This is a genomic window from Aquabacterium sp. (assembly GCF_016195855.1).
Taxonomy (GTDB): domain Bacteria; phylum Pseudomonadota; class Gammaproteobacteria; order Burkholderiales; family Burkholderiaceae_C; genus Aquabacterium.
Genome location: NZ_JACPYU010000015.1, coordinates 204,742 through 227,231 on the forward strand (window position 1 = coordinate 204,742; position 22,490 = coordinate 227,231).

Sequence of the window (22,490 nt, forward strand, 5' to 3'; positions counted from 1 at the left end):
TGCTGCCCCTGGCGATCGGTGCCATAGGCCAGCACACGGCCATCAGACAACACGGCAACCTGAATCGGGATGATGGGCCAGGGGACCACAGAACCGAACTTGCCACGAAGGTGGAACTCGGCAGGTGTGACAGCCTGCTGGCGCCACTGCCACCAGCCCGCGCCGGCCACGCCACCCACCAGGACCACAGCCAGAACGCCACGTAAAAGCCCGCTCGCAAACCTCGCCACCATCAATGCCCCTTAACCTGCCCCCATCACATCACAACAGGTTAACGCCTGAAATGTTTGATCAACATCAGCAACACTCTGTATCACTACCCTTCATTCAGGGGTATGCCATGGGCGTGACACATCGAGGGTGCCCAATGCCTAATCTCGTTTTCGCCCCCAGTTGTTAGCAGCAGATGACAAAAGCCATGATTCTGGCCGCAGGCCAAGGTACCCGTGTGAGGCCCCTGACCAAGGGCATGCCCAAGCCCATGGTGCCCATCCTGGGCAAGCCGGTTCTGGAATACCTGATCGAACACCTGGCTCGCCACAACGTGCGCGAGATCATGATCAACGTGGCCCATCACCACTGGAAGATCGAGAACTACTTTGGTGATGGCCAGCGTTGGGGCGTGGAGATCGGCTACTCGTACGAAGGCGTGCGCGAGCATGGCGAGATCGTGCCCAAGCCATTGGGCTCGGCCGGCGGCATGCGCCACATCCAGGATTTCAGCGGCTTCTTTGACGAGACCACGCTGGTGATCTGCGGTGACGCCATCGTGGACCTGGACATCACGGCCGCACTGGCCGAGCACCACGCCAAGAAGGCCATGGCCAGCGTGGTGACGCTGGAGGTGCCGCGCGACCAGGTCAAGAACTACGGCATCGTGGTGGCAGACCCGGATGGCAAGGTGCGCTCCTTCCAGGAGAAACCTTCGCCAGAAGAAGCCCGCTCCACTTTGGCCAGCACCGGCATCTACATCTTCGAGCCAGCCGCGCTGGAGCTGGTGCCGCGAGGCCAGGAATTCGACATCGGCAGCCAGTTGTTCCCGATGCTGGTGGACCAGGGCCTGCCTTTTTATGCGCAAAGCCGCCCCTTCCACTGGATCGACATTGGCCGCGTGAGCGACTACTGGACGGTGCTGCAACGCGTGCTGGCCGGCGAGATCGCCGACATGCGCATGCCCGGCAAGGAAGTGCGCCCTGGCGTGTGGGTGGGCCTGAACACCAATGTGGATTGGGACAAGGTCGACATCAAGGGCCCTGTTTACATCGGCTCTGGATCGTGCATCGAGGCGGGCGCCAAGATCGAAGGCCCGGCGTGGCTTGGGCGTGGTTGCCGTTTGCGTACGGGCAGCAAGCTGGTACGCAGCGTGCTGTTCGATTACACGCGACTCAATAGTGGCAATGAGTTCATCGAAGTCATTGCCTCACCTTTGTATGTGGTTGACCGCCATGGCCAGACCACGTACCAGGGCGAAGAAACCAAGGGCGTGCGCTGGGGTGATGCACGCGCCTGAGCCTCACCATAGTCCGTTCGGATCACGCCAAAGCCGTGTCTTCGGTAACCGGAGGCAAGTGGCTGGTCAAGCATGATCTTTTCCGCAGTGCCTGCTGACTGATTTGGCCGAAGATGCGTCCGGCAATGGTTGTTGGCGGGGCTTCGGAATGCGACGGATTTTGGTGATTGGTGTGCTGGGTTTGAGCCTGGCAGCATGTGGTGGCGGGCGTGATGCGAGCGCCTCCGATTCAGGTGATGCAAACGCGTTGAGTGGCACGCCCACGCAGCGCCTGGCTGCGGCTGGCGCTGCAATAGATAGCACGGTCACACCGGCGTCCCGGCAGGAAGCGGCGCGCTTTCTGACGCAAGCCACCTTTGGACCGACCGAGCCCGAGATAGACCATCTCATGGCCATTGGCTATGAGGCCTGGCTCAAGGAGCAATTCGACGCGCCCTTGCCAACGCTGTCGCACCAGGCGTATTGGGAGATGCGCAACACGGCCTTGAACGCGGCCAACCCCGGGCATGGCGCTGGCGCAGACGAGCTCGTTCACAGCTTCTGGGCACACGCCCTGGCCGGCCCCGATCAACTGCGACAGAGGCTGGCGTTTGCCCTGTCCGAGATCTTCGTGGTGTCCTGGGCGGACGCCTGTGGCGCGGACAACATTCGCGGTGTGGCCTCCTATCTGGACATGCTGGGGCGCCAGAGCTTCGACAACTATCGGAGCCTGCTGGAGTCCGTGACGCTTCACCCGGTGATGGGCTGCTACCTGTCGCACCTGCGCAATCAGAAGGAAGACTCGGCCACCGGTCGCGTGCCCGATGAGAACTTTGCCCGCGAGATCATGCAGCTGTTCTCCATCGGGCTGTATGAGTTGCAGACCGATGGCAGCCTCAAGCTGGATGGCAACGGCCAGCCGATCGAGACCTACAACGCCAATGACATCGCGGGCCTGGCCAAGGTGTTCACAGGCTGGAGCTGGGACTGCCCGACCTGGCCCCAGGAAGGATGCTTTCTATGGGGTGAGGGCCGCAGCGATGGCTCGGCCACGGGCCGGCAGTTCGTCAACAACATGCGCCCTTACAGCCGCTATCACGCCAGCAGCGAGAAGCGCTTTCTGGGTGTGACGATTGCAGCGGCCAGCTTCTTCCCCTCGCCGGAAGGTGACCTGAGCCTGGCCTTGAACACCCTGGCCAAGCACCCCAATGTGGGGCCTTTCATTGGCCGGCAGCTGATCCAGCGACTGGTGACCAGCAACCCCAGCAAGGCCTATGTGCAACGTGTGGCCACCGCCTTCAATCAATCTGGCGGCAGCATGCGCGCCTTGGTGCGTGCAGTGCTGCTGGATCCGGAAGCGCGCAACACCGCTGCAGCCCTGAGCAGCACGACCTTTGGCAAGGTGCGAGAACCCATCCTCAAGCTCTCTGCAGTCTTGCGTGGCGTGGGCATTCACTCCGACACAGGCTACTTCCTCGTTTCACCCACGCAAGAGCCCGCCACCGCCTTGAACCAGGCGCCTCTGCGCTCGCCGTCGGTGTTCAATTTCTTCAGGCCGGGCTTTGTGCCGCCCAGCTCCGCCACAGCCAACGCAGGGCTCGTGGCGCCCGAGATGCAACTGGTGCATGAGACCAGCGCAGCCGGCTATGCCACCTTCATGAGCAACCTGATGTTTGCGGGCGTGGGCGCCTATGGCTTTGGCAATGGCACACGCAGCGATGTCCAGTTCAACTTCAACCTGGACCCGACAGATGGCTGGTTGAAGTTGAGCGACCAACCGCAAGTGCTGGTCGATCTGTTGAGTGAACGGCTGATGTATGGCGCCATGCCGGCAGCGCTGAAGGCCGAGATCGTCAAGGCCGTGTCGGCGGTGGAGTTCAGGGTGCCGGGTGCGACCACGGCGGAGCAGGTTCGCTCCACTGCCTTGACCCGCGTGCGCAGCGCCGTGCTCTTGACCGCCGTGTCTCCCGAATTCCAGGTGCAGAAGTGAGCCAGAACATGTCTACCCCCATCAGTCCCTGCACCCGGCGCCTGTTCCTCAAGCAACTGGCGGCTTTCGCCCCTCTTGGCGCCGGCGCCCCCATGGCATTGAATCTGGCGGCAGCGAGCTCCGCAGCCGCACAGACGGCCACTGACTACAAGGCCTTGGTCTGCATCTTCCTGCAAGGCGGCAACGATGCCTTCAATACCGTGCTGGCCACCGATGCCAGCTCCTGGAGCCGTTACAGCGCGGCACGCACGCAGTTGCCCGACTCCATCGCCTTGCTGAAAGATGTGGCACCTGACTTCAGCGCAGCCGCAGGCACACCCAAGCGCCTGGGCGGGGTCCTGCCGCTGACGCCGGCCATGAACCTGCAAGGCCGCAGCCTGGCTTTGCACCCGCTGCTGCCTTATCTGCAAGGCTTGTTCAATCAGCAGCGCAAGCTGGCCATCGTGGCCAATGTGGGGCCCTTGCTGGAGCCGCTGACCCGTGAGCAGTACAAGGGCGGCAGCAAGGCCATTCCAAGCAAGCTGTATTCGCACAACGACCAGCAGTCGACCTGGCAGGCTTTGCGACCCGAAGGCGCCACCGTGGGTTGGGGCGGGCGCATGGCCGACATGATGGCCGCCGCAGACAACAGCATGTTCACTGCCATATCGGCCTGGGGCAATGCGGTGTGGCTGTCAGGCCAGCAGACGCGCCAGTATCAAGTGTCGCTGGACGGCGCCGTGCGCATGGGCACCACCGTAGACGCGACGGGCAGAAGCCGCTTGTACAACGTGCCGGAGCTGGCCGATGCCATGGCCCGCGTGGTACGCGGTGGCCGCAGCCAGCACGTGATGGAGCGGGACCTGGCCGCCGTGGCGGCACGCAGCATGGATGCGGAAAAGCTCCTGTCGGCTGCGTTGCCGGGCGCCAGCAGCAAGCCGTTTGGCCCTGCCGAGCTGTTGAATTACGCCGACATCCGGGGCGCGATCGGCCAGAACACGCTGGCCAAGCAGCTTCAGATCGTGGCCCGCTGCATCAGTGCCCAGAAGGCCCTGGGCCTCAAGCGCCAGGTCTTCTTCGTCAACCTGTGGGGCTTTGATACGCACAATGGCCAGAACCAGAGCCACGCAGGCCTGATGGCCCAACTCAACCATGCCATCGCCTACTTTGACGGCGTCATCACCGCGATGGGCATGAGCGATCAGGTCACCACCTTCACGGCATCGGACTTCGGCCGCAGCTTCACCAGCAATGGCGACGGCACCGACCACGGCTGGGGTGGCCACCACTTCGTGATGGGCGGCGCCGTGCGCGGCGGCATGGTGGGCGGGGACATCCCGGTGTATGGCACCCGGAGCCAGACCGGCAACGACTTCGACAACTCGCCCGATCAGATCCAGAACGGCATCTTGCTGCCGCGTCTGGCCATCGAGCAGTACGGTGCGATGCTGGCCAGGTGGTTTGGCCTGAGCAATCAGGACTTGATCGAGGTCTTCCCCAGGCTGCCCTACTTCGCCGCTGACAAGATACCGAATTTGCTGCGCACCTGAGCACCTGCCACAGCAGTCCAGGCCCACCACGCCAGCATGGCGAGCAGACAGGCCATGGATGCACCGGCCAAGGCGTACTTCACGTAGATGACCTGCCTGAACGCACCGAAGAGCCAGGGGTCGGTGAAGTCCATCACGAAGCTGAGGTACTGCATCAGGCACAGCGCGATCAGGCCATACCAGGGCAAGCGGGCCTTGGCCAATGCCGCAGCCGACAACACCACGGCCAGCGGCAAGACGGAGGCCCCCAGCCTGCTGGTGTCCGTGCCCAGCAAGGTCTGCAGCAAGGCGATGGCCGCGCCCCCCATGAACATGGTCAGGATGGGTTGGAGGTTGTCCACCTTGAGGATGAAGGCCAGCGCGCACAAGGGGAACAACCAGCCACCGAGTCGACCTGCGATGCCCGTCCAGTAGGCGGGGTGCGGGAACGGTGAGCTGTGCCAGGCGTCCAGCACACTGAGGTGCTGATCGGGTGCGCCCACCAGCCACCTGATCGACACCAGCACCACCATGGCTGGCGCGAGCAGGATCAAGGCCTGCACGATGGCAGATCGGACAGGCAGCGCCTTGCGCCGGTAAGCCCGCCACACCTCATGCAGCGCGGGCAACACCAGCAGGAAGGACAGCTCCCGGTTGGCCACCATCACGGCGGCCAACAAAGCCATGTACCCGTGCCATCTCCTGAGGTAGAAATAGCCCGCCCACATCGTGGCGGCCATCAAGGGCAAATCGGTGACATAGCCCGCCGTGGCGCACAGCTTGACCACCGCGGTCAGCAAAGCCAGCGACAGCGCCAGCAAGGCATGCTCAAGTCGGATCTGCAAAGCCGTGGCGATGCGCCAGGCGGCCAGCGCCATCAGTGCCACGGAGGTGAGCGAGACCGTGCGAAAGAAGGCCAGCGGCTCCAACCCGGACGCGAATGACATCCAGGGGAACAAAATACGGTACATGAAGGGCGAGGCCACATGCGCCTGTGGCCCTTGATGCCCCATCACCATGTACTTGTAGGAATCCAGCCCATCCTTGCTGAGGATCTCGCCAACCGACAAGACAGGCACCGACACCAGGACGACGCAGGCCAGCCCCAACAGCAGGACCGCGACAAGGCGGGCTGGCGACGTCATCAATTGGCCTCTTGCTCCGGCAAGACCGTTGCAGGCATGCGTGGGCGCGTGGCCAGACCCAGCCAGCGCGCCAGGATGGGTTCTTTGGCGAAGCTCTTTTCCGCGTAGCTGCGGGCGAAGCCGCCCAGTTCACGGCGACGGGCCGGATCATCGGCCAAGGCCACCACCGCATCGGCCAGAGACGGGATGCAGTCGGGCGCCACCACCAGGCCACAATGCGACACCACCTGTCCCAGCTCCGTCCCCGTGCGGCACGTGGCCACCACCGGACGGCCACTGGACAGCATGCCTGTCAGCTTGGAGGGCAAGACCAGGTCCTCTGCTTCGGCGCTTTGCGTCAGCAGGTGCACGTCGGCCATGCCCAGCAGATCGCACAGGCGCTCCGTGGGTTGCAAAGGCAGCAAGTACACGTTGCCCAGGCCGGCGCAGGCGGCCTCCAGCTCGGCACGCATGACGCCATCGCCGCAGATCACGAACACGATGTCCTGGCGGTGCTGAAGCAGGCGCGCCGCAGCGGGGATGGACAGCAGGTTCTGCTTGCTCCCCCAGGTGCCAGAGAAAAGCGCGACGGTCTGGTCGTGGCGAATGCCCAATTGCGCCCGGAAGCTGCTGGGCTGCTGCAGAGGGTTCACGCCAGCGGTGTCCACCCAGTTGGGGAACAGCTCGATGGCATCGCCGTCCAGGCCCTTGAGCCGCAGCTTCTCCACCATCTTGGAAGAAATGGATGAGACCTTGTCAAAGCGGCGCAGCACGCTGCGCTCCAGCCACAAGGCCAGCGACTTCAGGCGACGCCCCTTGAGCAGGTTCATCTGAAAGGCGACATCCACCTCGAAGTCCTGCACATGCAGCCAGGCCGTCGCGCCACACAGGCGAGCCGTCAGCCAGCCCATGGGTGCACAGGCCATGGCGGGTGCCACGGTCAACACCACATCCGGGCTCCAAAAGGTCTGGCGCAGCATCACGGGCGCAGAGCTCAGCGCAAAGCTCAGCAGATGCAGCACGCGCTTGACGCCGCCGGGTTGCGCCGGCACCCACAAGGGCGCACGCCACACGTCCACCCCGTTGAGCGACTCGCGACGATAGGGCGGCCATTGGTAGCCATCGGCCACTTTCCAGTTCGGGTAATAAGGCGGCGCCGCCACCACGCGCACCTCATGCCCCTTGGCCGCCAACCACTCCGCCATCTCGCCGGAGTACTTGCCGATGCCAGTTGGCTCGGGCGCATAGTTGGCGCTGTAGATCAGGATTTTCATCAGGGCTTCCTCGAATAAGCCCGGATGGTTCCGCAGGCGTGTAACGCCTTGAAGTAGCAGCATGTAGTCCGATCGGCCTCCGGTTGCAGGCACGCCATACCGTGATCCATTCGGATCATGGGCGCAGGGTGCGCTTGTTATCTGCGGTGCGCAAAATGCCCTGCTGCCTGATTGTCTGGAGCTTCTTGCTGTGATCCTCGAAGGCGTGGACTCGCGTACTGGTCCTTCCTTTTCCATGAGCAACCGCCTGGCCCGTGGCCTGTGGGGGGTGGTGTGGCTCACGCTGTTTCGGCCCTCCCCTCGCCCATTGCATGCGTGGCGTGTGGCCCTGCTCAAGCTGTTTGGCGCACGCATCGGCGCGCATTTCCACATCCATGCTTCGGCGCGGGTCTGGGCGCCGTGGCAGTTCGAGGCTGGCGACCACGTTGGCGTGGGCGAGGGCGTGAACTTCTACAACATGGCCAGGCTGACCATCGGCGATAACGCCGTCATCTCGCAAGGAGCGCATTTGTGCGGCGGCACGCATGACTACAACACCGCGAACTTTCAACTGCGCGCCGCCCCCATCCACATTGGCGAGCGGGCCTGGGTCTGCACGGAAGCCTTCATCGGGCCTGGCGTGACCGTCCCGCCGGGCTGCGTGGTGGGTGCCAGGGCCGTGATGATGCGCACGCCACTGGGCGGTGCGTGGGGTGTCTACACGGGCAACCCGGCCGTGCGCGTCAAGTCAAGGGTGATCCGAGATGCGTGAACCACTGGCCATATCGGTGCTGATCCTGACCAAGAACGAGCAGCAGGATCTACCAGGCTGCCTGCACAGCGTGGCCTGGAGCGACGATGTGCATGTGTATGACTCCGGCAGCACGGATGAGACCGTGTCGATTGCGCAGGTGCATGGTGCCCGGGTGACCACGCGCAGCTACCCGGACAGTGCGGCCCCTTTTGGTGGCGACGAAGCCGCCCACCGCAACTGGGGCTTGCGCCACATCCCCTTCAAGCATGAGTGGGTGCTGATGCTGGACGCCGATGAGCGCGCTACCCCCGCGCTGATTGCGGCCATGACGTCCATGTTGAAACAGCCCGTGCATTGCGCAGCATGGCGCATTCACCGACGGGACTACTTCCTGGGCACCTGGATCCGACATGTGACCCCCTCGCCTTTCAACATCCGCCTGATCAAACCGGCAACCGTGCGGTACGAACGCATCATCAACCCCGTCACCATCGTGGATGGCCCCGTGGGCGAGATGGATGCGCACTTCGATCACTTCCCGTTCAGCAAGGGGCTGAGCCACTGGTTCGCCAAGCACAACGGCTACAGCACTTTTGAGGCCGTGCACATCGTGGACGGTGGGCGCGGCGGCGGCGAGTTCAAGCTCGGCCAGGCCCTGTTTGCGAGAGACGCCAATGTGCGCCGCATGCACCAGAAGGCCCTGTACTACCGCCTGCCCTTGCGCCCGTTGGTGATGTTTCTGGGGCTGTACATCGGCAAGCGCGGCTTTCTGGATGGGCGCGCTGGGCTGGTGTACGCCACGCTGCGCGCCATCTATGAATACATGATCGTGCTGAAGGTGACGGAGATGCAGGCTGACCTGCAACAGGGTGGCAAGCCATGAAGCTGGTTCTCTTTTGCCACCCGGCGTTCATGAAGTCCGAGAGCATGCCCCGCTTTGCACGCATGATCGGGCAAGCCATGACAGCCAAGGGGCTGGAGGTAGATTACTGGGCACCCAGGCCCTGCTTGCACCGGCTCTTCAATGACACGCGCCTGGCGAAGTGGGCCGGCTATGTCGATCAGTACCTGCTTTTTCCGCTGGAGGTCAAGCTGCGCTTGATCTCGCAAGGCCGCGATACCCTGTTTGTGTTTTGCGACCAGGCACTGGGGCCGTGGGTGCCGCTGGTGAAGCAGCGGCCCCATGTCGTGCACGCGCATGATCTGCTGGCGCTGCGTTCGGCGCTGGGGCAGATCCCGCAAAATCCAACGTCGTTTTCGGGGCGCATTTACCAGCGCTATATCCGCTGGGGTTTCCGGCAGGCCCGCCATTTCATCAGCGTGTCGAGGCGGACCGCCGATGACTTGCGCGAGTATGGCCATGTCCGGCCCCACACCAGCGCGGTCGTGCACAACGGGCTCAATCACCCCTACCAGCGCCTGGAGCGTCACGAAGCCCTTGAGCGCCTGAAGGCAGCTGGCCTGCCCAACACCGAGCAAGGCATGATCCTGCACGTCGGCGGCCCATCCTGGTACAAGAACTCGGCAGGCATCGTGCGCCTGTACAGCGCCTACGCGCGAGGGCACGACAAGCCCCTGCCCCTGTGGATGATCAGCAGCAGCCACCGCAACGCGGATGTGCAGGCGGTATTGAAGGACGTGCCGCCACAAGGTCAGGTCCAGTTCTTCCAGGGTGTAGGCAATGCCACCCTTGAGGCAGCCTACTCGCTTGCATCGGCCTTCGTGTTCCCCAGCCTGGCCGAGGGCTTTGGCTGGCCCCTGGTTGAAGCGCACGCCTGTGGCTGCCCTGTCATCACCACAGACGACGCCCCGATGAACGAGGTGGCAGGGCCCATGGCCTATTACCTGCCCGTTCTCAAGCCAGAGGACGATGTGCGGGCCTGGGCCCAGACGGGGGCGGATGTGCTGGACGGCATCCTGTGTGAGCCGGAAACACGCCGAGCCGAACAGGTCCAGCAACGGATCACATGGGCAAGCCAGTTCACGACGCAGCGCGCAACCGACCGCTATCACGAGATCTACAAGGCACTCATGGCCCGAGTCAAAAGCCCGTGAGCGTACGGTATTGACGAAGCTCTTCTGCGGTGCCGTGCTGAAAGTAAAAGCACGCTTGCTTGAAGTCGATGGGGCGCTCGCGCCCATAGCCAAAGGGCACATGGCCATATTGCTTGCTGCCACGAGCGAACGCCACCCCCATCTTCTCGAAGAGGCGCCGCACCAGCCGGTGCTGCTCGTAAGACATCAAGCGCCCGACGGGCCAACGGCCCAGCGAGGTTGCGGCGATCATGCACTTGAGCTCAGGGGCCAGTAGTTTGTCTGATCGGCTGATGGCGTGCATCTGTTTGAGAAAGCCGCGAATGGCCCGACGGTCCAGCACCATCATCGATTGCTCGACGAAGTCGCCACGTTGCCCGCCAAACAGGATGGGCGTCTTGATCAGGCGCTGCTCGATGCGCTGGACAAGGTCATCGCCATAGGTGAGCGCGTCCTGCTCCAGGTAGAGGCAGTAGTCGACACCAGAGTACAGGGCGTACTCCAGCCCCATGATGAAGCCAGCCATGAACCCGCAGTAGTGATGTGGGGTGTTCTGTGAGTGCCCCGGGTTGACGAGCAACTCCACGGCGCGCACGTCGGTTTGGGTGAAGGCTTTGTCGTCGACCTTGACCGGGGCGGCCGAGTCCACCACCAGCACGTGGTCGGGCTTGACGAAGGTGTCCACCGACTTCCACCACAGCGGCCGAAAGCCCTCGCTGCGGATTTCATCGTCACCAAAGGTCTGGTAGTCGCGCGGCTTGGCGGCGGCAAACCAACCGGAAATCAATAACTGGCAGGCCATAGACCGAATGAACGTAGCTGGGACTGAAAGGAGAAGACCACGGCGCCCAATGCGCCGATGAGGCAAAGCGGTTGGCGCACCGCCTCGGGCAAGGCGTTCGGCAAGATCAGCGCGAGGGCCGACAGCACGCCGACCAGACAGAACTGGCGCATCAAGGCAGCAAACAGTGGCCCACGGCAACATTGCCAGCACAGGCGCAGGCACAGGCTGCCTTGCAGCAGCTCGATCAGCAAGAAGGCAGCGGCCAGGCCACGGGCATCGAAGAGCCAGCCCAGCCCCAACACCAGCAACACGCTGGCCACGAGCACGAAAGCAGCCACGAAGGCCTGTTCACGCACCTTGTTGGCGGCCTGCAGATACTGCGTGAAGGGGGCAAACAGCGCGAACGAGGCGACGGCCAGCAGCAGGATCGAGAACACGACGCTGTCGAACACGATCTTGCCGTGTGTCCAGACCTCGAACAACCGTGGGCCGAGCACAAACAGCAACAGCCCGCCCGGGAGCACCACCCCGGTGAAGAAGCGCCATTGCAGCCGCATCAGGCGGGCGGACTCTGCCGAGAAGCCGTCCTTGCCCTGCGCGCGGACATACTCGGGCAGCAAGGGGGCAGAGATGACCCCGAAGGCTTGCTGCATGGCGCCGACCAGGGTGCGGTGCACGGACAAGCTGGCCATGGACGCCACCGCCACCACCTGAGGCGCAATCAAGCGCAGGCTGTGCTGGCGAATCGTCTCGAACAAGAGCTTGAGCATCAAACCGGCAGCCTGCTTGACCACGGCCATGCGTACCAGGCGTGGCAGCAGCATCAGGCGCACACCCTGACGCCGAAAGCGCGCGCGAAAGTACAGGATGCAGCTGAACCCCGAGATGGCGGTGGCGATGGCGCTGGCCTGGGCTGCCTGCAGCAGGTCCCCTCCCAGGCTGGCGCACCAGGCCGAGGCGGCGCTGCCGCACAACAGTGTGAGGATGGACCACCAGATCTGCGGGGCCACCGAGCCCTGCACCACACTGGCCCGCCCCATGGAGCCCGCCACCGAGCTGGCCAACGGCCACGACAAGGCCGTCACCATCAGCGCCGCGCCGATCTGGTCTACCCACTGCGTCTCTGACGCCGGCGGGTGCAACATCCAGTGCAAGGCACCGCTGTAATGCAGCACCCCACATATCAGCAACTGAAGCACCGACAGCATCAGGCCGGTGCTGGCCCCCATGGACAGGAACATGCTCAGGCGCCGCGAGGAGCGGCCGCTGTGGCGGATGTAGGCCACTTCCACATAGGCCTGCAAGCCCGCATCCGGCACCGTGATGATGACGATAGCCGATTGCAGGAACATCCAGTAGCCGAACTGGGTCGCACTCCAGTGCTGCAAGTAAAGGGGCACGAGGCCCACCTGCATCAGGAACACCACGCCCACGCGCGCCACCGCTGCGGTCGAGCCCGAGAGCATCCTCTGCCAGGGTGCGGGTGTGCTGCTCACGAACGGCCCCAATGTGGGCGCTTGAACGAGCGCTTGAATGCCTTGACGCGAGCCCACCTTTGCCGCCACGCCGGTGGCGAACGCCGGGCAACGCTGTAGTCGGAGACAGGGGCCGGTTGCCACAAGGCCGCCACGTGGCGCAGCACAAAGCACAGCAGCAGGTACAGCGCAACCTGTTGCGCAAACATGCGAGTGAACGAGTCCAGATACTGCACCAGCGAGTCGCCCGCATAGGCGCTGATGAAGTTGAACCAGATGGTCAGCATCAGCACGGGCGAGACGATGTAGACGCCATCCTGGCGCTTGACACTGTAGAGGTCCAGCGTGAAGAACTTGAGCAGGAAGAAGATCACCAGCACCAGCCAGGCCACATCGTCGAACAAGGCATAAGCGTGGGCGAAGATGGAGCCGGTGCGGTAGCCACCCAGGCTCACACCGTCCTTGATGTTGCACAGGTAGTCACCAAAGGAATAGGCCAGCTTGTCTTTGTCCAGCTTGGGGTCGATCGCCTTCATCATCGGCGTGGGCAAAATGGCATAGATCTTGTCGATGGTGGCCTGAGCCAGGTTCGCACGCTCCGCGTCGCTGAAATGGGTCGCGCAGTTGAGCGCGTTATCGTGAAACTTGGTCTCTGTGAACCGGGCGAGGATGGCGTTGCGCACATAAATCTCGTCGTACGTGACAGCCAGCCGCTCGGCCTCTTTCCCGTCTCGGTACAAGGAGATCGCGTTGCGGTCCAGCAGGGTCTCGTAGGTCTCCTTGATCTTCTGCTTGGGCGTGAGCGACTCGGTCTTCTGGCGCACGATCACCATGGCGGTGGCCAGGTCGTCACCCAAGGACACGCCACCGGCAACAAAGGACAGTGCCACCAAGGCCTTCAACCAGGTCCATCGCCCAACCTGAAAGCGCCCGCGCATGGTCTCGAACAGGGCAAGCAACATGATGACCATGGCGCCACTGAAGATGATCACGCGAGCATTGAGCGCCAGGCCGGCCAAGGCCAGCACCACGGCGTAGATACCGATGTAGACCCAGTACAAGCCCAGGTTCTGGTAAGCCGCTTCGCCACGGGCCTTGAAGATGGGCACCAGAAAGGGCAACCAGGCCAGATAGGTGAAACCGGAAATGAACTTGCCCCCCACGTCACCGAACTCGACGCCCCGGCTGATCATCACGGCATACAGCCCGAACAGGGACATCGCCCACAACTGGCGTGGCGACGGTGCCCCGTACAGGCCGGCAGGCGCCAGCAGACGGGAGGCTATCGCGTTGCGCCAGTTCACAATGGACAACAAGTGTCGGTAGACCCAGTGCAAGGCGATGATGCCCAGCAAGGCACCAGACAGCACTGAAAAGGTCATCACCGGCGTCTTGAGATCGGAACTGATGGGCACACCCTCCAGCGTCTTGGCCAGCAAGGCGCCCAGCAAGGTGGTGATCAGGAACCCCAGAATGGCAAAGGACGAAATCGGCGCATCGTCCATGCAATGGGATCGGCGCAGGTAGCTGATACAGAGCATGGTGGCCATCACCACACAGGCGACCGACAGCAGGTTGTCATACCCGGCATCAAGACAGAGCTGGATGCCGCCTGACAGCAAGGCCACAAGCCAGACCACCGCGTACACAAACGAGGACATGGGTTTGGCAGTCGACACCAGACTCGTCATGGGCTGACCTCATCCAGGATGCGCTGCATCACACGCTCATTCATGTGCCCATTGCGATGCAAGCGTTGTTGCCCAGCCAGGGCAATGGCCTGGCGTTGCGCCTCATTGGCCAGCAAGGCCTTGCACTGCCGGGCGCACTCCTCCACGGAGCCCCAGAAAACAGCCTCGTGGTTGCTGGCGTACATGGCCTCGTGCTCACTGGTTCGCTCGGCACACAGCACCCCGCCCACCGCAGGCACCTCCAAGGAGCGCGTGGTGTGCAGATCCCGGTTGCCCTTGGAGAGCAAGCCCAGGCTGACCTTGGCGCCCTGGATGGCGCGCGCATAGTCGTCACCACCGATGGCCCCCCCCTTCCAGAAAGGCTGAAGCATGGGCCACTCCGGGGCCTTCTGCCAATGCGCACCACGAATGCTCAAGGGCACACCGCGCTCGATCAGGCCTTGGAGGAAGGGGCCGCGCTCGGGCATCCACGATCCCAGAAACAACACCTCGCAAGCCCATCTGGCACGATCCGCTTCGTTCATTGGCCGGGGCGCATGTGACACCTCATCTGCCGACATGAACACACGCAAGACACGGCGTGCACCCAGCGCCTTGGCCTCATCCACGTTCATCTGCCTCATGACCACCATCAGGTCGTACGCCGACGCAGCCTCGCGGTAGGCCTTGAAACGCCGACCGTCACGAGGCCCGGTCGGGTCGTCGATGCAATAGCTGACGACCTGACCTGCGCGCTGCTTCAGCAGACGAACGACGTCTGACGTGACCCACTCACCGCAGTCAACATGGCATAGATCAAATGCGGGGCCATCTACCAGGGCCTGCTTCAAACCCGCCTTCAACCAGGGCGCCAGCAGATGCCCACCCAGACGCCAGGTGACACGGTCTGTCCAGACACTCTTGGGCAACAGCCCACGAGGATCGATGTGCACAACCTGGTGCCCCAGACGGCGATAGGCGTTGGCACGGTCCAGGCAGGTGCCGCTCTGGGTGCCCAGATAGAGGATACGGACCGAACTCACGACAGCAGGCCCTGGTAGATGCGCTTGGCCTGGTCACCGTATTCGCGCCAGCCGCCCGCTTGCCGCACATGGGCCAGGGCCTTGTGGCTCATGGCGATGCGCTCTTGCGGGTGATCGGCCAGCCATTGCATCTTGTCCGTGAGCGCATGAGGCTGGCGGATCGGCACAACAAAGCCGTGCTCGCCATCAACGAACAGGTCCTCGGCACCCGTGTGTACGGTCCCGATGACCGGGCAGCCGCAGGCCATCGCCTGCGCCTGCACCAGCGCCAGCCCTTCTTCGATGCTGGGCAGGACCATCACATGGCTGCGGCTCATCAAGTCCTTGAGCGCGGGTTGAGGCACGTGGCCCAGCACGACGGCATCTTCAGGCCACAGCCCGCGTTCACGCATCAGGGCAATCAGATCCGGCGACGGTGCGCCTGCAAAGGTCAGGGATTTGCGGGGGTGCTCAAGCGCCTTGTAGGCCTGCAACAAATAGGGCACGCCTTTTCGCAGGCTCATGCCGCCCGCAAAGAGCACATCAAAGCGCTGGGCATCCGGTTGCGAGGTGGGATGGAAACGTTCAAGGTTGACGCCATAAGGCAGTCGCCTGATCTTGCTGGCGCTCACCCCGCTCTGAACGAAGGAGCGCACGTTGAAGCTCGAAGGCACGGTGATGCAATCAGCCGCGGCATATTCGGCCTCTTCGCGCGCGATGATGCGTGGGTCGATGCCGGTATAGGCCACGCCCCATCGCTCATGCTCTTCGCGCAAGAGGGCATCCTGCATGCGGATGTGAGAGGAGCCCCGGTCACACACATAGCGCCCGCCCCGGCGCTGCACCTTGCGCCCTGTCAGCAAGGCCGAGCTGGACAAGCCTACAAAGACATCGCAGCCCCGGATTCGCGCTGCCACATAGCGATCCAGCGAGGCACGTGCCAGGTATTCCCACTGGCGAACCAGGCGCTCGCCCAGCCTGTCGCGGTAGGGGAAGGCCATGTAGGCACCATGCACCCAGGGGAAGCATTTGATGTGATCGGCGGGTAGCCCTTCGGCCTGAAGCTTGAAGCGCGGGTAGCCGGTATAGATGGCGGCCAGATGTTGGTCTCGATGCAACTCACGCGCCAGATCAAAGCTATGGAAGGTGCCGATGGTCGACAGAGCCACTTTCATCGCGGGTACCTGCTTTGCCTGTCTCAACGGGACGCCATGGCGCCGATGAGCTTGCCGCGATCCTTGCTGTCCACCGCCTTGAGCAGATCGCCAATGAACTGCTCCTGCAAACGAAAGGCACTTTCCTTCTGAAGCGACACCTCGGACACACGCAGCAGCATGCCATCCACCAGATAGCCCTGCATGGCCATGCTCAGGCGAACCAGATTGCGATCCCTGGAGCCACGCACCACACTGTCGCCCACACGGATGAAATAGGTCAGGGGCTCGGGCCGCTCACCCAGGCGCGTGGCCATGCGCACGGCCTTGATGTCGCCAAAAGGGGTGCTCAGCGTTTCGTCGGCCTGGTCTTCAATGCGGAACCCCTGCGAGGGATAGCATTGCTCCGGCGTATGGATCTGGGTGTCCGTGGACTGATCTCGCCCATAAGCAATGGACAGCATGATCAGACGATGGCTGGGCTTGTGCACATAGGTGCGAGCCAAGGTCTCGGTATAGATGCGGGCCAGGTTCTCGGCCTGCACCGGGTTGACCACCACACGCCCTGCATCTGGCAGCTCGACCCAGTCACCAAAGGCCTTGGGCACCATCGCCGCGTAATGCGGCTCGCCCAGGTGAGTCGCCCAATAGCGACTGGGTTTGAAGATTTCAGCCAGTGCCATGGAGCCCATCATCAGGGACAGGGCCAGGGCGATGACCTTTGCACTCAAGCGGCCAGGCAACACATACTTGGACATCATGCGGCGCGCTCCGAACGCGTGGACAACCAACGCAACATGCGGTCGATCCCCATCAACAGCAGCATCGCGCTGGCAAACAGCACGATGCCGGCAAAGCCATGCAGGAAACCCTGCCCGGCCTCGTCGCCAAAGTGGTAGGTGATCAAGGTCAGCACGATCACCCGGATCATGTTGGCCGTGAAGGAAATGGGCACGATCAACATGGCCAGGCCGAGGTTGCGCATCCACGAGCTGTGCTTGATCACGTTCAGATAGAAAATGCCCATGGCTTCGAGCATGAACAGGGTACGCATGCCAGCACAGGCGTCCGCCACCAGCAACTGGTAGGGGCCGATGTTGAGCACCACGCCCGTGTGCGAGATGGGATAGCCGAACGACCACAGCAGGTTGGACACCGCGATCGAGATGTTCAGTTTGACGAAATGGCTGATGGGATCGAGCATGAAGCCTGGCAGCGGCACCATGAAGACGCAGAAGAAAACGGGGAACTTGAGTGCATTGAGCAGCGGCAAACCGCCTGACATCAGCACTAAGCCAGCCAGCATGGGGATGAAGGCCCCCACCTCGAAATAGATGATGCCCAGAGAGCGGCCCGACACATACAGTGCCGCGCCCACCACATAGCAGGGCCATGCCAACCAGCTGCCCTGCATGGGCGAGGTGGCCTTGTCGGTGAACTCCCGCCAGCGCTTGACGAGCAACCACATCGCCAACGTCAACATGATTGGGCCATGGCTGTGCTCGCCCTTGTTCCACAAGCCGGCGTCGTTGTCCTGGAACAGCTCGAACAAGGTCGGCACGAACATGGCCAGCAGGCCCAGCGACAGCCAGGCCAGATCGCTGGACACAGGCAGCCACGACGCTGGAGATGCTGCGGGCGCCGATGGGGCCGCCATGCCCGGTTGATTCAAGGAGGTCGTCATGGCAGCCTCAGAACTCGTTCATCAGGATGCCTGCCACCCTGACCTGGCTCTTGTTCAGCAGCTTGACCAGGCTCTGCATGCCGGGCATGCGCGTGGCATTGCGACGCCCGACCAGCAGGGCCGCGCCGCAATGCACCGAGATGATCCGGGTATCCGACCCCGCTGCATGCGGCGGCGTGTCAACCAGCACATGGTCGAACTTGCCCAGCAACTCACGCAGCAGCAGGCTGAAGGCGGCACGCTGCAGCAACTCGGTCGGGTTGGGTGCAATGACGCCGGCGGGCATCAGGTACAGGTTGGGCAGATGCGCAGCGGGCTTGATCACATTGGCCTCTGCGCGCCCGGCCAACAGGCCCGTCAGGCCGGTACCCGGCTCGACCCCGAACACCTTGTGCAGGCGCGGTTGCCTCAGGTTGGCATCAATCAGCAGGGTCCGTCCGGGGAGCTGGCTGAATGCCACAGCCAGATTGGCCGCCACAAAGGTCTTGCCGTCACCTGCATCCGCGCTGGTGATCGCCAGCGCCCTGCGTGTGTCGGTCTCGGCCAGCACGCCCAGCACCAGCTGCGAGCGCAGATCCCGGAAGGCTTCGACCTCTTCACAGAACGGATCATTGGCCACCACCAACTCTTCGTTGAAATGGCGATGTTCGGTGGGCAGATAGGGGTAGTGAAACTGCTGCGACAAGGCCCAGATCACGTCGTCCGGCTTGGCAAAGCCCAGGGCCACGGCGGCCTCACCGAAACGCACGTTGTGCTCGCGCTGGTAGTCGAGGGCACGCTCGACCTGTTCGGCGCTCAGGCCCTTGGTTTTGGTCAGGATGTCGCCCAACGAAGCAGGCGACTCCGTCATGCCAGCGGCCTGTGCCGCGTTGTGCTGATAGCTCATGGCAACCTCAAGCCTTGTTCGGCAATGCGGGAACGGGCGTGGATTCAAGCCGGAAGCGCTCTGACACGTCGGCGCTGGGCTTGCGCTTCTTGAATGAAGGAATGGCCCCGATCACGCCATGCTGCAGCAGGTGCTCCACCTCGGCCACGGTGCGCAGCCGGCGGTCAAGCCGCTCGATCAACAAGACCAGCGCGAGGGCCACGGCCGCCGCCCCCATGCCGCCCAGCGCCACGTTCAGGAGCACGCGCGGGCTCGACGGCAAGGACGGCGGCGTCGCATTTTCCAGCGCGCTGACGTTGGCCTGGTTGGCCTGGCTTTCCAGATTGGTGTTGTTCATGCGGGCCAGCACACCGTCGTAGGCACGCTGGGCGTTGTCCACATCGCGCTCCAGAATGGCGGCCTCGTCGCGCACAGCCTTCATGCGCATGACCTTGCCGCGCTGCTCCTCCAGCGAGGCGCGCACCTGGTTCATGCGCGACACATTGACCGCATTGCCCACCCCCACGCTGGAGGTCATCCGCTTGATTTCAGCGTCCAGCTTGCGCGCCGTTTCGGTGATGCCCGTCTTCAACTCCACCACCTGTGGGTGCGCTTCACCCAGGCGCGTGGTGAGTTGCTCCAGTGAGGTCTGCTGACGCACCAGATCGGACTTGAGCGAGGCCACCAGCGGGCTGGCCATCACATCGGGCGATTTGTCACCCTGCGCATTGGCCGCCGCCTGCCGGCTACCGGAATCGGCCACCGCAGACTGCATGGTCACCAGTTGCGAGGACAACTCATTGAGGCGTGCGGTCTCCACGTCAATGCGCGCATCGGTCACCAGGATGCCCTGGCTCTGCTGGTAGGCAGACAAGCGCGTCTGGGCGGCTTCCAGTGCCGCGCGCAACGAGCGCGTATTGGCATCAAAGAAGTCCTTGGATTGCTTGGCCGGGCTGGTGCGCAATTCCAGCGTCGTCTCCAGATAGGCCTGCACAAAGGCGTTGGCAATGGCAGAAGCAAAGCCGGGGTCGGCCGCCTGGTAACTCACATAGATGACGTTGGAGCCGCGTGAAGGGCGGGCCTCCAGGTTGATGCGCAGCACGTTGGCCAGCCAGCCTTCGAAGCTGCCCGTGCCCTTGGTGGACGCGATCCAGCGTGCCCGCATGTCCGGGTTCTCATTGAGCTTGAGCGTGCGCACCACCTTCAAGGCCACACGGTTGGACATGATCACGTCCACCTGCGTCATGAGGTAGGCGGGCGACGCGATCGAGGGGGAGACCATCCCCGCGATGGGGTCGGCATTCTTGACGTCCAGGATCACGGAGGCGTTGGCCGTATACGACTTGGGCGTCAGCAAGGTGATGATGGTCACCGTGCCGAACACCAGCGTGAACGCCGCCAGCGCCACCATCCAGCGCGCGCGCAAGACGGCAAAAATCTGCGAAAAGGTCACTGTATCTACTCCGACGAAACTGAGCGTTGAGCTTGTTGTCGGCGAGTGTAGGCAGCGAGTATGACAATACGTAGTCAGAGCCAAACGGCTCATGCCCCTTGCATCAGGGGGCCATGCTGGCCGCGTTTTTCAGCGGCCAGACGCATCACTTCACAGTGAAATTTTGATGAAAACGAACTCGGGGATGTGCTTGATGATCAACATGATCCAGCGCCAGAAGCCCGGCGTGTAGACAATGCGGCCGCCCTTGTCGATGGCACGCGTGATGTCCTTGGCCACCTGCTCGGGCTTGGCCCACAGGGCACCCTTCTTGAGGTGCGCCGTCATGGGCGTGTCCACGAAACCGGGTTTGACGGTGATGACGTTCACGCCCTTCTTGGCCAGGCGCTGGCGCAGGCCGGATGCAAACGCGCTGACCAAGGCCTTGGCGCTGCCATAGACGTAATTGCTCTGACGGCCACGGTCGCCCGCCACCGAGGAGATCACGGCGATCGCGCCGTGCCCCTGCTGCGCCAACTGCTCACCCGCGATCGACATCAAGGACACCACCGAGGTGCCATTGGTGGTGATCTCGCCCAGGGCGTACGGCACATCGGTTTGTGCACGCTCCTGATCCGACAGCGTGCCGTGCGCGATCAGCACGGTATCGAGCCCGTCCATGAAGCGCGTGGCGTCGGCCAGCAAAGCGGCATGCTGATCGAACTGGTTGGCGTCGAACACCTTGCTGCCCACACGCTGCGCACCGCGCGTCTTGAGGTCATCGGCAACGGACTGCAACTGCTGCGCATTGCGCGCGGCCAGAAAGAGTTGGTCGCCCCGTTGGGCCCAGGCACGTGCACTGGCTTGCGCCATGGCCGACGTGGCCCCGACGATGAGGATTTTTCTCATGTGTTCTCCATGACCCGACGCCAGAAACCGGAGTCAAAGCGCGGGTCGACATACGAAGCAAATTCGGTCCAGCGTGGGTAGCCGGCCTTGAAAACCGCCGCGCTCATGCGGCCATCCTTGGCCGGGTAGAGCCGGCCACCGGCGTCCAGCACGATGCGGTCAAGCTGGGCAAACAAGGCATGCAGCCTCGGCCCCTGATTGGGAAAGTCCAGCGCCAGTGTGGTGCCCGGCTCAGGGAAGGACAGCATGCCCCGCGAAGCCGGCGTGCCGAACTGCTTGAGCACCGCCAGGAAGGAGCCCATGCCGCTGGCCGCGATGGCCTCCAGCAAGGCGCGTGTAGCCGGCAGCGCGCGCTCGGGAGGCACCACGCACTGGTATTGGAAAAAGCCTTTGGGGCCGTAGATGCGGTTCCACTCCAGCAAGGCGTCCAGCGGGTAGAAGAACGGCCGGTAGTGCTGCAGGCTGCGCACCACGTCCTGGCGCTGCTTGTTGAAGTACAGCGTGTTGAAGGACTTGAGCGACAGCGTGTTGATCAGCGAGATGGGCGGGGTGATGGGCACCCGCCGGCTGGGCGTGGCGATGCCGGCGGGCAGGCCTTTGGGCACGGCGTCCACATCCAGCACGGCTGGCGCGTGGTTGCCGCGGTTGAACAGCCCCCGGCCCAGGCGTTTGCCCGAGAAGGCGCAATCGATCCAGGACACGGTGTATTCGTAGTCGCGCTCGGAGGCCTGGCTGAGCTCGAAGAATGCTTCCAGGGAATGAAAGCGGATGGATTCGGTGTCCAGATAAGGGTTGGCCACGCGCCGCAGCTGGATCTCGGCCCAGGTGATCAGGCCCGTCAGCCCCAGGCCCCCGATGGTGGCGGCAAACCAGTCGGCGTTGTCAGCAGGCGAGCACAGCCGCCGCGAACCATCCGAGCGCAGCAACTCCAGCTGCGTCACGTGGTTGCCGAAAGAGCCCGTGGCATGGTGATTCTTGCCATGCACATCATTGGCAATGGCCCCACCCACCGTGACGAACTGCGTGCCTGGCGTCACCGGCAGAAACCACCCTTGCGGCACCACCAGTTGGAGGATGGTCGACAGCAGCACCCCGCCCTCGCAACGCAGCAGGCCGGTGGCAGGATCAAAAGCAATGAAGTGGTCCAGCTGCCCGCCTTGCAGCAAGGCGCCGCCAGGGTTGAGGTTGCTGTCGCCATAACTGCGGCCATTGCCGAAGGGCAGGACGCTCACGCCTGACTCAGGCAGGGTCAAAGGCTGATGCCGGCTGGCCAGCCCCACCACCTCGTGTGCTTCACGCAGCACGCGGCCCCAGGAGGTGAACACCTTGCTGCTCATGCCCAC

At 63.3% G+C, this 22,490-nt stretch carries 19 protein-coding genes; 6 read left to right on the plus strand and 13 right to left on the minus strand.

The features are described 5' to 3' along the window. Positions 1 to 418: 418 nt before the first annotated feature. The 3 genes from HY019_RS13250 to HY019_RS13260 all read left to right on the plus strand — a co-directional run bounded on the left by HY019_RS13250 (position 419) and on the right by HY019_RS13260 (position 5,008). Complete coding sequence (locus HY019_RS13250) at positions 419 to 1,510, plus strand: NDP-sugar synthase (protein WP_290692825.1); 1,092 nt, start codon at positions 419 to 421, stop codon at positions 1,508 to 1,510. 148 nt (positions 1,511 to 1,658) lie between these two features. Next, the gene (locus HY019_RS13255) at positions 1,659 to 3,479 is read left to right on the plus strand and encodes a DUF1800 domain-containing protein (RefSeq protein WP_290692827.1); all 1,821 of its coding nucleotides are present in this window, start codon (positions 1,659 to 1,661) and stop codon (positions 3,477 to 3,479) included. A gap of 8 nt (positions 3,480 to 3,487) precedes the next feature. Continuing rightward, a complete protein-coding gene (locus HY019_RS13260; protein WP_290692829.1) occupies positions 3,488 to 5,008 on the plus strand; it encodes a DUF1501 domain-containing protein in 1,521 nt (506 codons plus the stop codon). Here HY019_RS13260 and HY019_RS13265 read toward each other — a convergent pair. Together HY019_RS13265 and HY019_RS13270 are read right to left on the minus strand one after the other, a co-directional pair. Continuing rightward, entirely contained in the window at positions 4,966 to 6,132 is a 1,167-nt protein-coding gene (locus tag HY019_RS13265; protein WP_290692831.1) for a hypothetical protein, read from the minus strand. The genes HY019_RS13260 and HY019_RS13265 overlap by 43 nt on opposite strands. Next, the gene (locus HY019_RS13270) at positions 6,132 to 7,385 is read right to left on the minus strand and encodes a glycosyltransferase WbuB (RefSeq protein WP_290692833.1); all 1,254 of its coding nucleotides are present in this window, start codon (positions 7,383 to 7,385) and stop codon (positions 6,132 to 6,134) included. Before HY019_RS13270 ends, HY019_RS13265 begins: the two co-directional genes overlap by 1 nt. A gap of 235 nt (positions 7,386 to 7,620) precedes the next feature. Here HY019_RS13270 and HY019_RS13275 point away from each other — a divergent pair, with 235 nt between their 5' ends. Genes HY019_RS13275 through HY019_RS13285 form a run of 3 tightly spaced genes read left to right on the plus strand, consistent with a single transcriptional unit; the run spans position 7,621 to position 10,173 of the window. After that, entirely contained in the window at positions 7,621 to 8,136 is a 516-nt protein-coding gene (locus HY019_RS13275) for a putative colanic acid biosynthesis acetyltransferase (RefSeq protein WP_290692835.1), read from the plus strand. Beyond that, positions 8,129 to 9,001, plus strand: coding sequence for a glycosyltransferase family 2 protein (locus HY019_RS13280; RefSeq protein WP_290692837.1), 873 nt, complete (start codon positions 8,129 to 8,131; stop codon positions 8,999 to 9,001). Before HY019_RS13275 ends, HY019_RS13280 begins: the two co-directional genes overlap by 8 nt. Continuing rightward, positions 8,998 to 10,173 carry a glycosyltransferase family 1 protein gene (locus HY019_RS13285; RefSeq protein ID WP_290692839.1) on the plus strand — a complete coding sequence of 392 codons (1,176 nt, stop codon included), beginning with the start codon at positions 8,998 to 9,000 and terminating at the stop codon, positions 10,171 to 10,173. The genes HY019_RS13280 and HY019_RS13285 overlap by 4 nt, the downstream gene beginning before the upstream one ends. Here HY019_RS13285 and HY019_RS13290 read toward each other — a convergent pair. From HY019_RS13290 to HY019_RS13340, 11 genes are all read right to left on the minus strand, one after another. Further along, positions 10,160 to 10,954, minus strand: coding sequence for a hypothetical protein (locus HY019_RS13290; protein ID WP_290692841.1), 795 nt, complete (start codon positions 10,952 to 10,954; stop codon positions 10,160 to 10,162). The two genes, HY019_RS13285 and HY019_RS13290, sit on opposite strands and share 14 nt — an antisense overlap. Beyond that, positions 10,936 to 12,432, minus strand: coding sequence for a hypothetical protein (locus HY019_RS13295; protein WP_290692843.1), 1,497 nt, complete (start codon positions 12,430 to 12,432; stop codon positions 10,936 to 10,938). Before HY019_RS13295 ends, HY019_RS13290 begins: the two co-directional genes overlap by 19 nt. After that, the gene (locus HY019_RS13300; protein WP_290692845.1) at positions 12,429 to 14,102 is read right to left on the minus strand and encodes a hypothetical protein; all 1,674 of its coding nucleotides are present in this window, start codon (positions 14,100 to 14,102) and stop codon (positions 12,429 to 12,431) included. The genes HY019_RS13295 and HY019_RS13300 overlap by 4 nt, the downstream gene beginning before the upstream one ends. After that, positions 14,099 to 15,124, minus strand: coding sequence for a glycosyltransferase (locus tag HY019_RS13305; RefSeq protein ID WP_290692847.1), 1,026 nt, complete (start codon positions 15,122 to 15,124; stop codon positions 14,099 to 14,101). Before HY019_RS13305 ends, HY019_RS13300 begins: the two co-directional genes overlap by 4 nt. Beyond that, positions 15,121 to 16,278, minus strand: coding sequence for a glycosyltransferase family 4 protein (locus HY019_RS13310; RefSeq protein ID WP_290692849.1), 1,158 nt, complete (start codon positions 16,276 to 16,278; stop codon positions 15,121 to 15,123). Before HY019_RS13310 ends, HY019_RS13305 begins: the two co-directional genes overlap by 4 nt. 23 nt (positions 16,279 to 16,301) lie before the next feature. Continuing rightward, on the minus strand, positions 16,302 to 17,018 hold the full coding sequence (gene epsI / locus HY019_RS13315) for an exosortase-associated protein EpsI, B-type (protein ID WP_290692851.1): 717 nt from the start codon (positions 17,016 to 17,018) through the stop codon (positions 16,302 to 16,304). Further along, a complete protein-coding gene (gene xrtB, locus HY019_RS13320; RefSeq protein ID WP_290692853.1) occupies positions 17,015 to 17,941 on the minus strand; it encodes an exosortase B in 927 nt (308 codons plus the stop codon). The genes epsI and xrtB overlap by 4 nt, the downstream gene beginning before the upstream one ends. Before the next feature lie 7 nt (positions 17,942 to 17,948). After that, on the minus strand, positions 17,949 to 18,827 hold the full coding sequence (locus tag HY019_RS13325) for a polysaccharide biosynthesis tyrosine autokinase (RefSeq protein ID WP_290692855.1): 879 nt from the start codon (positions 18,825 to 18,827) through the stop codon (positions 17,949 to 17,951). A 7-nt stretch (positions 18,828 to 18,834) separates the two neighbouring features. Then, positions 18,835 to 20,259, minus strand: a complete 1,425-nt coding sequence (epsF, locus tag HY019_RS13330; protein WP_290692857.1) for a chain length determinant protein EpsF — start codon at positions 20,257 to 20,259, stop codon at positions 18,835 to 18,837. Positions 20,260 to 20,409: 150 nt separating this feature from the next. Then, entirely contained in the window at positions 20,410 to 21,147 is a 738-nt protein-coding gene (locus HY019_RS13335) for an SDR family oxidoreductase (protein WP_290692859.1), read from the minus strand. Then, positions 21,144 to 22,484, minus strand: coding sequence for an FAD-binding oxidoreductase (locus HY019_RS13340; protein WP_290692861.1), 1,341 nt, complete (start codon positions 22,482 to 22,484; stop codon positions 21,144 to 21,146). Before HY019_RS13340 ends, HY019_RS13335 begins: the two co-directional genes overlap by 4 nt. Positions 22,485 to 22,490 lie beyond the last annotated feature (6 nt).